Origin of the sequence: Nioella ostreopsis, from assembly GCF_004000255.1 — a bacterium.
GTDB classification, from domain to species: Bacteria; Pseudomonadota; Alphaproteobacteria; order Rhodobacterales; family Rhodobacteraceae; genus Nioella; species Nioella ostreopsis.
On sequence record NZ_RCIQ01000001.1, the window covers coordinates 383335 to 395845 of the forward strand.

The window sequence follows — 12511 nt, forward strand, 5'->3', positions numbered from 1 at the left end:
GGGAGCGGTCCGTGGAAGGGAAGGGGCGGCGAAATCGGGGGGTGCCGGGCGTGCACCGGGCGTACACCCCCTGTACACCCCCCGTACAGACGCGAAGCTGTTTTCGCAAGGTGGCTGCTTAGCGGAACACGCAGACCGTGCCGGACCACATATGGCTGACGATGCCTTCCCTGTCGGACAGAAGGCCGGAGATTTCACCGGCCTGGAATTCCCATCCGAGGGTGGATTCCATGACCTCCAGTGTTGCAAAACCGCCAAGCCCGGCCAGCGGTGTGCCAAGGCCGACCCCCGATTGCGTGGTCAGGGTCGAGCCGGGGCGCAGCATCCAGCCCGCCAATCGGTCGTCCTGATAGATCAGGTCGATCTGGCGGGTGAAGCTGGCAACGACAACGGGGCCCGCGGGACAGTCTTCCGGCAGATAGACCGAGAAATCATGCCCCATGATCGTGGTCAGGGTCCGCAGGCTATCGTGGAACCCGGTGCCGAAGGGCAGGGTGGCGGCGGCGGTCGCATCGGCGGAAGACAGGCCAAGCCCGCCCTGGCCGATGGTCACGAGATCGCCGGGGGCCGGGCTGTAGCTGTCGGCCAGCACGGGGGCGGCCAGAAGAAGGGTGAAGACAGCGGGCAGGATGGGTCGCATGAGGCACCTCTGGTTGGGCGCCATCAGTCTCGGCCAGAGGGGCAGATGCAACAAGGGGCAGCCATGGGCCGCCCCTTGCGTAAGCCAAAACTGGCCGATGCCGATCCGCGACAGTGCGATGCGCTGGCTGGACCGGGTCAGAACGTGATGCGATAGCCGATATGCAGGCTATGCTGCGTGACCTCAACTGGCATCGTGACAGCGGGGAAGGTGGGGTTGAGCACCCCGCTCGCCTCGCCGAAATCGGTATAGCGATATTCAATGCGCAGCGCGGAATTGTCGGTCATGGCGATGTCCATACCGATTCCCGCAGTCCAGCCGCTCAGTTGCTCGCTATAGCCGCCGCCGGGCGGGACCGGAACCGATGGCCCGCCGAGGAAATCGAACTCGCCCACGGCCCAACCCGCAGTGAGATAATAGAGCGCAGGCCGTTGCCCGAAAGACCCGGCATGCCCCAGAACACCGCGCACCGATCCCTGCCAGTTCGTGTCGATTACCCCTTGGGAGGTCGCACCAGTGGCGTCAATGAAGCTGCCCGAGTAGTCGGAATACATGACGTCGATTTCTGCGCCGTAGACAGTATTGCCTGACTGCCAGGCATAGCCCAAGAAGGCCCCGAGAAGTGCGCCGGAGGGATCGGACCCGCCGGTTGGTACGCCATTGCTGAAGCTGTGGGTCGCCTCGCCGAAACCGAATCCTGCCGTAAACCCGGCATAGGCTCCGCTCCAATCCTGAACCATCGACGGGGTCGGCGGCAGCGGTGCCGGTTCCGGCTCCACGTAACTGGGACCATCGGCAAGCGCAGCGCTGGCAAGCGACAGGCTGCTGATAGCGGTGCAAACGAGCAGAAACTTCTTCATGTCTTTTCCCCCATGTGAGCGCGCCCCGGAATTTCCCGAGCTGCGAATCCATATCACAAATCTAGCATAACAATTTGTAATAATAGCGGCGGCAAACTGAAGCTATTGGCAGCTATTTCGCATCGATTGGCGGTTCGGTCTGCTACCTTTCGTTAAAAAAACCGGCCGCTGGTGGCGGCCGGATTCAAGGGTGCTTCTGTTAAGCTGCGTGGGACGCGCCCGCGCCTTACAACGACAGGTTGGGGATGATCTGCTTCTTGCGGCTGACAACGCCGGGCAGAACCACGGTGTCGGCATCGCCCACGACAGTGGCGAAGCTCTTCTCGGCCACGGTCTTCACCAGATCATTGGGAACCAGCATGGTGGATTCCTCGTTCAGGATATCGACAACGAAGAGCAGCACCTGATCGACGCCATCTTCCTCGGCCACTTGCGGCATGGCCGCGACCAGCGCGTCCTTGCGTGACAGGACGGTGCCGGGCGAGGTGGTTTCGAGGACGGACACGCGGAACTTGGTGCCCGAGACCTCATAGGCCTTGGAGTCCATGCGCAGTAGTTCCGCGTCCGAGAAGGCGGAGACGTCGGATTTGGCGGCGAACATCTCGGCCGCGTAGGCGGCGGTGTCGATGCCCAGATCGGCGGCCAGCGCCTCGACCACTTCCCGGTCGCGGTCGGTGGTGGTGGGGCTGCGGAATTCAAGCGTGTCAGAGAGGATGCAAGAGAGCATCGCGCCCTTGATCGCCTCGGGCATCTTGGCGGCGTCGTCCCCCATCAGGTCATGCATGATGGTGGCGGTGCAGGCCACGGGGCGGATAGTGATGTCGATCGGGCCCTTGGTCTCGATGCCGCCGACCAGCTTGTGGTGGTCGATGATCGCCAGAATGTCTGCGTCATTGATGGCGTCGGGCAGTTCGGCGGGGTTGTTGGTGTCGACGATGACAACCGGCGCGCCTGCGTCCACGGCGTCGATGATGCGCGGCTTGGGCAGGTCCCATTTCTGCAGCACGAAAGCCGCTTCGGTGTTGGGCTCGCCCAGAAGCACGGGCTCGGCGGCGGTGCCTTTCACTTCGTTCAGATACCAGGCCCAGATAATGGGGGAGCCGGTGGAATCGGTGTCGGGGGATTTGTGGCCGAATACGAGCGTGGTCATGGGATGGGGTCCGTTCATCTTGAGTTTGCGCGCGTCATACAGAAGCGGCGCCGGATTGTCAGGTGGAAGTTGTGCCGCAGGATGGGCGGTCAGCGGGAGGGGGCTGCGCGGTCCTTCAGCCGATCGGCGATCCAGGCGGCGAGGCGTTTGAGGCCGATACCGGTGCGGAACTCGAACTCCTCGTAATGGATGTCGCGGGCGCTGACGCCGTGACGGGCAAGGCCCGATTGCAGCGCCCGGCGCAGACCGGCGGGGCCGCAGAACCAGAGCTTCAGCGGCCCATTGGCGTTGGCTGCGATCCGCTCGGCGGTCAGCCGGTCGCCGGTATCGGAGGCGAGGATGTGGAGCGTCAGGTTGGACACGCGGTTGACGGCGGCCTCGACCCGGTCCAGCTGCGGCGCCTCCGCGCGGGACCGGACACACCAGAAGAGCGTGACGGGTTCGGGCAACCTGTCGGGCAATGCCTCGGCCCAGGCCAGAAAGGGGGTGATGCCGATGCCGCCCGCGACCCAGATTTCGGCGGTGCTTGAAGGCGCGCGCCGCTGGAACCGCCCGAACGGCCCCTGAACCCGCAGCGGGGTGCCCAGTGTCAGGTCGCGCCCCAGACGATGGGTGAAATCGCCAAGTGCCTTCACGGTGATCTGGAGAGACCCATCCGCAGACGGAGGGGCGGAGAGGGAAAACGGGTGCGGCTCGGTCAGGCCGCGGGATCCGAAGGTGAAGACGGCGAACTGGCCGGGGGCAAAGCGCAGGGGGCGGCCGGTCGGGGTCATCGTGATCTCGGTCGCGCCGCCGGTCTTGCGGATGCCACTGACCTGATAGCCGGTCGACCGGCGCAGGGCGGGGGGCAGCAGCGTGACCGCATAGGCCAGCACGCCTGCGCCGCAGATCGCACCGACATAGAGCCCGAGCGGGGAGCCATTGGCGAAGGGTTTGAGGATGAACAGGTAGTGGATGGTCCCGGCGATGAAGAACCCGCCCATGGCCTTATGGGTCCAACGCCACAGGTGGTAGGGGATGAAGGTGGCGATGGAGATCACAACCAGGACGAGCAGCCCGTAAAGGCTGAGTTCGCCCAGGGTTTCTGCGATTTCGGTCACGGCGGTTTCGCGGCCGATCCCGTCCATGTCGGCATCAATCGTGTCATGCAGAAGGATTGCGGCCATGGCGACGATGCCGGACCATTTATGCAGCACATAGACCCGGTCCATCGGACCCATCAGTGCCTCGATGCCTGCGGAACGCGTCGCCATGATCTGCGCCCAGGCCATGAGGATCAGCGCCAGCGTGCCAAGATACTGGCTGAACAGCGCCACGGGGTCGGGAATATCGGGCAGCGTGGCGAAGAGATAGGCGGGGATCAGGCAGGAGAGGAAAATGATGACAAGCCCGGCGGCGCGCATTGCTGTGCCCTTTTTTTGTGCGGATCGGATTGGAGCGACGGGCTAGCGGCTTGGGCGCAGTCTGTCAGGGTGGGATGCAACCCTGACGGGAATTGACCTGAGAATGGTGCCCGAATGCCACGATCCGGGCGCGTCATCGGGCCACGGGCCTGCGCAGGCGCGATGCTATTCGGCGGCGATCTGTCCCTCGTCGCCAAGGGCAGAGACCACGCGGTTGCGGCCCTGGTCCTTGGCGCGGTAGAGCGCGAGGTCCGCGTGTTTCAGCATGTCGGCCACATGGTCGCCCGAGGCCGGGTAGCTGGTAACGCCCGCCGAGGCGGTAATGCGGGGCAGCTTGCCGTCGCCATAGGCCAGTTCAAGCTCGCTCAGCGCAATGCGGAAGCGGTCGGCGATTTCCAGTGCTGCAGAATGATCCAGCCCTGGCAGCAGCGCCACGAATTCCTCACCTCCCAGGCGACATGGGGCGAGCGGTGGGGTAAACACCTCTCGCATCAGGGCGCCGACCTCTCGCAGAACGATGTCGCCCGCGTCATGGCCGTGATGGTCGTTGAATTTCTTGAAATGATCCACGTCGAGCGAAATGAGCGACAGCGGGCTGCCCTGTCGTCTTGCGCGGCCAATCTCCTTATGGGCGGCATCGAGGAACCAGCGACGGTTCCACAGGCTGGTCAGCGGGTCGCGCACGGATTGATCCATCAGCTCCTGTCTCAGCTGTACATTGGCCACCGCAAGGCTGATCTGTTCGGCACAGAGCAGGCCCAGTTCCCAGCGCTGTTGCAGGAAGGTTTCCACCATCTCGCGCGACATGATCGACCGGTCGAAGGCGGAGAAAGCCAGGTGCAGCAGACCGATGGTTTCGCCATGGGCGATGATCGGCAGGCAGAAATAGGGGGTATCCTCGCCCTCGACATGGGTACAGGGAAATTCGATGGCGCGGGTGCCGTAGGAATAGGCGCGACCACGGCGCAGGGCCCAGCAATCCTCTGCATCTATGTGCTTGTGAGGCTCGTGATCGCCCCAGCAGGTTTCCAGATCCAGCGTGTCGCGGGAATTGGAATAGATGTAGAGCTGCCCCTCTGATTCCGGGATCAGCGTGTACATGGATTTCTGTACGACCTTCAGCAGCTCCTCCAGCGATTTGGCGGAATAGAGCCATTCGCTGACCTGAGAGAGCAGCTTGCGTTCATGTTGGCGCTGTTCTTCGTTGGCCATCACCTCGCGCGTCTTTTCCTCCATCTTGCGGCGCTTGGAGATGTCGCGGTTGATCGACATGTGATGGGTGTGATTGCCGTTCTCGTCGAAAATGGGCGTCAGGGTCTTGTCGACCCAGATCGGTTCGCCCGAGGCGGAGTAATGCAGGATATCGACGGTCAGGGTTTCGCGCCCTTCAATGGCACGCAGGACCTGATCGCGCGCGGCTGGGTCCGTATCGGGGCCGTCCAGCAAGCCGCGTGCAGGCTGGCCGATGATGTTTTCCAGCCGGTGGCCGAACATCCGTTCGAACCCGGTATTCACCCAGACGATATCATTGGCCAGATCGGTCACCAGCACCGCGTCGAGAATGTGGCGCAGCGTCAGTTCCGCATAGCGGCGGTGGTCCTCGGACCGGTCAGGGGTCTCTTTTTTTGCCTGGGCCAATTCGCCTGTCCTGAAATATGCGGGATCCGGGACAAACCCTATGGGCGAAGGGTGAAGAAAACCCTGACAGCCCCGGCTTATTCCGCAGGCATTTTAGTCAAACCGTGGCGCAGAGGTCGTTAGGCCCGCCGATGCCGGGGCATGGCTGCCTCGACCCCGCGTCCCAGCTGGTGATCGCGGTATCGTTGCAGGTGCTTGCGCAGCAGCAGGGGGCGGGCCCGTTCCGTCATCGGGCGGCTGGACTGGTGGCGCAGCAGCAGGCGCAGCACGGGGTCGGCACGTAGGGCCTGAGCCCCGGTGAAGACGCTTTCGGTCCAGACCCCTTCGGCACAGATCAGCTGATGCCGGTCGAACAGCAGGTGGAAATAGGTCAGCCCCCGGCAGGGGGAGGGCGCATGGCTTGCCTTGCCCAGTTCCTCCGCGATATGGCGGGCGCGGATCAGCACCTCGCCCTTGCCGCTGGGCCGCGGATCATGGGCCAGGAACGCATGTTGACGCGACACGAGAAGCGGCCGGAGCGGTAATCCCTCGCCGAAGGCCCCCGCCTCGATCAGGATCGGCCGCAGGGCGGGATCGGCGCGCTGGGCGGCGGCGGGCACATGGCGGTGCAGATTGGCGCGCAGCGGTTGCAGGCCCGCGTCGCGGGTCAGCACCAGATCGCCGGGGCGCAGCGCCTCGACCGGGCGGGGACCGGTGGCGGTGGCGATCATGGCCCCTGTGGTCAGGCAGATCGGCGGGCCATAGGGATCTTCGGGCATTGGCCCATCGTCATCGGTCAGGATGCGGTCGAGCAGATCGGACTCGTCGATGCCGCTGTTCCAGTGATAGGTGAAATCGAGCGTCAGACTGGCCCCCGGCACCCCGTCCAGCGTCAGAACCCAGATTTTGGGATCGCCGGTCGCGGTCAGGATGACATCCTCGGGCGCGGCGCCGCCAATATGAATGTGGTCGCTGTCGGGGCTGAAGCCCGAGGCGGTGTCATGGCCGCTGCCCGGCCCGAAGGCGATGGTGTCGCTGCCGCCGGAATAGCCGCCCATGGTGATCAGGTCGTCGCCCGCGCCGCCATCGACCACGTCGCCGCCAATGGCGTGAATGGTATCGTTGCCCGCGCCCCCGAAGAGCGTGTCGGACCCCCATCCCCCATCGAGCGAGTCGTCGCCATCGCCTCCGGACAGCAGGTCGTCGCCGCTTTCCCCTTCGAGGGTGTCAGCGCCATCGCCCCCCGACAGCGTGTCGTGACCGGACCCGCCATCGAGTGCGTCCGACCCGTCGCCGCCAAGCAGCACATCCTGACCCGACGCGCCGGACAGCGTGTCATTCCCGGCACCCCCGTCAAGCGTGTCGTGGCCGGACTGTCCGTTGATCTGGTCGTCGCCGGAGGTGCCTGTCAGGCTGTCGTCGATCCAGCTTCCGTTGATTGTGGTCGGCATCCGCTGCTCACAGGTTTCCTCGTGCCCGGTCGAGGGCGCAGGCTATTCGTTACGCCGCAAGGATAGCACGAAGAATGCTTGCTGTTGAGTGAATCGGGGCCTGTCGAATTTTTGTCGATCGGGCGTGTTGACTCGCCCATGCACCCCCCCTATCTACAGCTCGTTAGCACTCCCCCATAGTGAGTGCTAACATGGGAGAAACAAACGAACCTAAGGAGTGTTCGAGAGATGGCATTCAAACCGCTGCATGACCGTGTGCTGGTACGCCGCATCGAAGGCGACGAAAAGACCAAGGGCGGTCTGATCATCCCCGATAGCGCCAAGGAAAAACCGTCCGAAGGCGAAATCGTTGCCTGCGGCGAAGGCGCGCGCAAGGACTCGGGCGAGCTGATCGCAATGGCTGTGAAAGCTGGCGACCGCGTTCTGTTCGGCAAATGGTCGGGCACCGAAGTATCGGTCGAGGGCGAAGAGCTCTTGATCATGAAAGAGTCGGACATCCTCGGCATCATCGCCTGAGCCGTCCCCTTTTTCGACTGAAACCAAGACATTCCAAGGAAGGAGCCACCGATGGCTGCTAAGGACGTCAAGTTCAACACCGATGCCCGCAACCGTATGCTCAAAGGCGTCAACATCCTCGCCGACGCGGTGAAGGTGACCCTCGGCCCCAAAGGCCGCAACGTCGTGATCGACAAATCCTTCGGCGCCCCGCGCATCACCAAGGACGGCGTGTCCGTGGCGAAGGAAATCGAACTGGAAGACAAGTTCGAAAACATGGGCGCTCAGATGGTGAAGGAAGTCGCTTCCCGCACCAATGACGAAGCCGGCGACGGCACCACCACCGCGACCGTGCTGGCCCAGGCCATCGTGAAAGAAGGCATGAAGCAGGTTGCTGCTGGCCTGAACCCGATGGATCTGAAGCGCGGCATCGATCTGGCCGTGGCCAACGTGATCGAGTCGATCAAAGCCTCTGCCCGCCCGGTGAACGACTCTGCTGAAGTCGCTCAGGTCGGCACCATCTCCGCCAATGGCGAAGCTGAAATCGGCCGCCAGATCGCCGATGCGATGCAGAAGGTCGGCAATGACGGCGTCATCACCGTCGAGGAAAACAAGGGTCTGGAAACCGAGACCGATGTCGTGGAAGGCATGCAGTTCGACCGCGGTTACCTGTCCCCCTACTTCGTCACCAACCCCGACAAGATGGTTGCCGAACTCGACGACTGCATGATCCTGCTGCACGAGAAGAAGCTCTCGTCGCTGCAGCCGATGGTTCCGCTGCTGGAATCCGTCATCCAGTCGCAGAAGCCGCTGCTGATCATCGCGGAAGACGTCGAAGGCGAAGCGCTGGCGACCCTCGTGGTCAACAAGCTGCGCGGCGGCCTGAAGATTGCAGCCGTCAAGGCACCGGGCTTCGGCGACCGCCGCAAGGCCATGCTGCAGGACATCGCGATCCTGACCGGCGGTCAGGTGATCTCCGAAGACCTCGGCATGAAGCTCGAGTCCGTGACCATGGATATGCTTGGCACCGCCAAGAAGATCTCGATCACCAAGGACGAGACCACCATCGTTGACGGTGCGGGCGAGAAGGCAGAGATCGAAGCGCGCGTAAGCCAGATCCGTGGCCAGATCGAGGAAACCACCTCGGATTACGACCGCGAGAAGCTTCAGGAACGTGTGGCCAAGCTGGCAGGCGGCGTTGCCGTCATCCGCGTCGGCGGCATGACTGAAGTGGAAGTGAAAGAGCGCAAGGACCGTGTCGATGACGCACTGAACGCGACCCGCGCGGCCGTTCAGGAAGGCATCGTCGTCGGCGGTGGTGTTGCCCTGGTTCAGGGTGCCAAGGCGCTCGAAGGCCTGGAAGGTGTGAACTCCGACCAGAACGCCGGTATCGCCATCGTGCGCCGCGCGCTGGAAGCACCGCTGCGCCAGATCGCTGAAAACGCAGGTGTTGACGGTGCCGTTGTCGCCGGCAAGATCCGCGAAAGCGAAGACAAGGCCTTTGGCTTCAACGCCCAGACCGAAGAATATGGCGACATGTTCAAGTTCGGCGTGATCGACCCGGCCAAGGTTGTGCGGACTGCCCTGCAGGACGCCGCGTCCATCGCCGGTCTGCTGATCACCACCGAAGCCATGGTGGCCGACAAGCCTTCGAAAGAAGGCGCCGGCGGCGGCATGCCCGACATGGGCGGCATGGGCGGCATGGGCGGCATGATGTAAGCCACCCGGCACCAGATCTCGCGAAGGGCCACCCGATTGGGTGGCCCTTTTGCGTTTTTTGGAAGGTAGAGGGCACCGGAAATGGGTCTTGCAGCCACCCGGCAAGGCGGTCTGATGACAAGGGAGCGGCTGACGCCCTATCGTGACTTGCGGGACAGGCGGCCATATGGGCATAGTCGGCAAGCCTGATCCAATCCGCACCGCTGCAAACGGCGGAAAACGGCAACCCACTGGGCAATTTCTCACGGAAGGTCATGACCATGGAGGACATTCCGGACGGGGCACTCGCCGCTATCATGCTGTTTTTCATGCTGATCCCGCTGGTCTTCGCCTATTTTGGCGTAGTCGTGCTGCGCGGTGCGCTGCGGGTTCTCAAACAGGGTCAATGGGTCATGGGCACCGTCGTCGAGGTCAAGGAGATTTATCATTTCGGCAAGATCGGCGCGCAACAATACTCGTATCAACCGATCTTCGAGTTCACGGCACCGGACGGCACACGCCTGCGCGGCGGGGCGGGAAACTACGGCCATACCAACCTTTATCCGGTAGGAAGCCAGCGTAAGGTTTTGGTGGACTTCGACAATCCTGACCCGGTGGCCATGTCCAGCTGGTTTCGGCTTGTGTTCGGGGCGGGGATGACCGTGTTCGGCTTGGCCTGCGTTGCCTTTATCCTGTTCGCGGTTGCGTCGGTGTTGGATGGTTAACCCCGGCCCGCTACCGCTGCCCCCTTCATTTGGGACCGCATCTTGCGTCATGTCATGGCGCACACATGTCGGGGGGATAGAATGACAGCCCGATGGGTGACACAAGGACAGACCAATGCACATTTCGAAGATGATCTCAGCCGGGCTTGTGGCGCTTATGGCCCTTGCCGCGCCCGCCGCGGCCCAGGACGATCAGGACGAAGGCCGCGCGCTGTTCGGGGGGGACCGTTATATCGCGGGCAGCAACATCGCGGTGGAGGAGGACACCACGCGCGACCTGTTTATGGCCGGGGAAACCGTAGCCTTAGATGCCCCGGTCGCGGGCAGCGCCCATCTCATGGGGCGGCGGTTGAGTGTCTCCGAGCCGATTGGCGGCAATCTCTATGCCATGGGCTATGCGCTGGACCTTGACGCCTCGGTTTCAGGATCAGTCACCGCCACCGGGGCGGAACTGCGCCTGAGCGACGAAATCACCGGAAACCTGCGTGCCAGTGGTTGGGAAATCCGGCTGGAGGGCCCGGTTGCGGGCAGCGCCTTGCTGGCGGGCGGGCAGATCACCCTGAACGCGGCCATTGCGGGCGATGTGGTGATCGCCACCGACGATCTGCGCTTTGGCGATGGCGCGGCGGTCGGCGGCACCTTGACCATCTATGCGGAAGATCCCGACAGCGTCAGCGTGCCGGACAGTATCGCGCCCGCTGGCCGGGTCGAGATCTTGCAGGCAGACAGTTATGACAGCGCCCATGGCAGCACCTGGCCCGAGGTTGAGCGGCCAAGCCTTGCCTCGCGCATTGGCAGTTTCCTTTTCGGCGTGCTGATCGTGACGGGTCTGGCCGTGGCCCTTGCCGCGCTGATGCCCGACCGGTTGGCAGAACTGCGTGCGCGCAGCGTGGACCATCCCGGCCAAAGCCTGTGGTCGGGTTTTCTTGGGCTGTCCACGCTGGTGGGGGCGGGCTTCGTTGCGTCGCTGACCATCGTTGGGATCATCCTATTGCCAGCCGCGATCCTGCTGGCGGTGCTGGCGATGCTGGTGGGCTATGTGCTGGGCGTCTATGTGCTGGGCGGCGCGATCTGGAACGCGCTTGGCCGTGCGGCCCCGGTGGATCTGGCCAGCAAGGCGCTGATGGCGCTGTTTGGCGCTGTTTTGGCGGCGCTGATCGGGCTGATCCCGTTTCTTGGCTGGCTCTTTGCACTGGCGCTTGGGCTGGTGGGCGTCGGTGCGATGGTCCGCTCGTGGAAGTTGCGGCGGCAGGTCACCTACTGATCGGCACACGCAAAGGGGCTTTCCTTTCGCGCCGGGATTGGGCAGGGAACGCCCATGACCCTGCCGCCCCTGACCCTTTCCAACGCCCGCGTTCTGCGCCCAAACGGGTTTTCATCCGCGTCGGTTTCCGTGACCGATGGCCTTGTCAGTGACAGGCCCGGCAAGGTCGTGGACCTGTCGGGATACTCGATCCTGCCGGGCATCGTCGACCTGCATGGCGACGGGTTCGAACGCCACGTGGCCCCGCGCCGGGGGGCGGTGACCGATCCGGGCGAGGGGCTGGCGACGCTCGATGCAGAGCTGGCCGCGAACGGCATCACCACCGCGGTGCTGGCGCAGTTCTTCAGCTGGGAAGGCGGCATGCGCGGACCGGATTTCGCCGAGACGCTGGCGGGCGTGCTGGCCCGTGCGCAGCCCCTGACAGACATGCGGATGCAATTGCGGCTGGAGGTGAACCTGCTGGCGGAGTACTCCCGCGCCCGCGATCTGATCCGGGGCGCGGGGATCGGCTATGTGGTGTTCAACGATCACCTGCCGCATGCGGCTCTGGCCGCTGGCAAACGCCCACCCCGACTGACCGGGCAGGCCCTGAAAAGCAGTCGCAGCCCCGAGGCGCATCTGGCGCTTCTGCACAAGCTGCACGGGATGCGAGATGAGGTGCCGGGGGCGCTGGCGGCGCTGGCCGCTGACCTCGTGGCCGATGGCGTGATCCTCGGCAGCCATGACGATGCCAGCCCCGATATCCGCGCCCGGTTCCGCGGCATCGGCGCCCGGATCGCGGAGTTTCCCGAAACCGCCGACACCGCCGCTGCAGCGCATGATGCCGGGGATGCTGTGATCATGGGCGCGCCCAATGTGGTCCGGGGTGGCTCGCATGACAAGAAGGTCGCAGCGACGGAGATCATCCGCGCGGGACATTGCTATGCGCTTGTGTCGGACTACCACTACCCGACCCCGAGGCAGGCGGCGTTTGCGCTGGCCGAGAGGGGGGTGTTGCCGCTGGAGGACGCATGGGCGCTGATCTCCAGCCGCCCGGCGGAGGTGATGGGCTGGACCGACCGGGGACGGCTGGAGACGGGCTTGCGCGCTGACCTTGTCATCGTGGAAGACGCGACCGGCCGGGTTGCGGCCACGATCTGCGCCGGGAAGGTCAGCTGGATGGCAGGCGACGTTGCCGCGCGGTTCCTGTAAAGCGCTTGGGTCAAGCA

At 64.0% G+C, this 12511-nt stretch carries 11 protein-coding genes; 5 read left to right on the forward strand and 6 right to left on the reverse strand.

Annotation, left to right across the window (positions count from 1 at the left end):
• Positions 1-118: 118 nt before the first annotated feature.
• The 6 genes from EP237_RS01950 to EP237_RS23675 form a co-directional block, all read right to left on the reverse strand.
• Entirely contained in the window at positions 119-640 is a 522-nt protein-coding gene (locus tag EP237_RS01950; protein ID WP_127557525.1) for a hypothetical protein, read from the reverse strand.
• Positions 641-777: 137 nt separating this feature from the next.
• A complete protein-coding gene (locus EP237_RS01955; RefSeq protein ID WP_127557527.1) occupies positions 778-1500 on the reverse strand; it encodes an outer membrane protein in 723 nt (240 codons plus the stop codon).
• Positions 1501-1726: 226 nt separating this feature from the next.
• On the reverse strand, positions 1727-2650 hold the full coding sequence (locus tag EP237_RS01960; protein ID WP_127557529.1) for a manganese-dependent inorganic pyrophosphatase: 924 nt from the start codon (positions 2648-2650) through the stop codon (positions 1727-1729).
• Positions 2651-2739: 89 nt separating this feature from the next.
• Positions 2740-4053: a ferredoxin reductase family protein gene (locus EP237_RS01965; RefSeq protein ID WP_127557531.1), complete on the reverse strand. Its 1314-nt coding sequence runs from the start codon at positions 4051-4053 to the stop codon at positions 2740-2742.
• A 165-nt stretch (positions 4054-4218) separates the two neighbouring features.
• Positions 4219-5691, reverse strand: coding sequence for a bifunctional diguanylate cyclase/phosphodiesterase (locus EP237_RS01970; protein ID WP_127557532.1), 1473 nt, complete (start codon positions 5689-5691; stop codon positions 4219-4221).
• A 119-nt stretch (positions 5692-5810) separates the two neighbouring features.
• Positions 5811-7121, reverse strand: a complete 1311-nt coding sequence (locus EP237_RS23675; RefSeq protein WP_127557534.1) for a Hint domain-containing protein — start codon at positions 7119-7121, stop codon at positions 5811-5813.
• A gap of 228 nt (positions 7122-7349) precedes the next feature.
• On the opposite strand from EP237_RS23675, the gene EP237_RS01980 reads away from it, so the two are divergent.
• From EP237_RS01980 to EP237_RS02000, 5 genes are all read left to right on the forward strand, one after another.
• Entirely contained in the window at positions 7350-7637 is a 288-nt protein-coding gene (locus EP237_RS01980) for a co-chaperone GroES (protein WP_127557536.1), read from the forward strand.
• Between the two features lie 51 nt (positions 7638-7688).
• On the forward strand, positions 7689-9335 hold the full coding sequence (gene groL, locus EP237_RS01985; protein ID WP_127557538.1) for a chaperonin GroEL: 1647 nt from the start codon (positions 7689-7691) through the stop codon (positions 9333-9335).
• Between the two features lie 260 nt (positions 9336-9595).
• A complete protein-coding gene (locus tag EP237_RS01990) occupies positions 9596-10039 on the forward strand; it encodes a DUF3592 domain-containing protein (RefSeq protein WP_164744591.1) in 444 nt (147 codons plus the stop codon).
• A 115-nt stretch (positions 10040-10154) separates the two neighbouring features.
• On the forward strand, positions 10155-11303 hold the full coding sequence (locus tag EP237_RS01995) for an EI24 domain-containing protein (protein ID WP_127557542.1): 1149 nt from the start codon (positions 10155-10157) through the stop codon (positions 11301-11303).
• A gap of 54 nt (positions 11304-11357) precedes the next feature.
• A complete protein-coding gene (locus EP237_RS02000; protein ID WP_127557544.1) occupies positions 11358-12494 on the forward strand; it encodes an alpha-D-ribose 1-methylphosphonate 5-triphosphate diphosphatase in 1137 nt (378 codons plus the stop codon).
• The last annotated feature ends 17 nt before the right edge of the window (positions 12495-12511 follow it).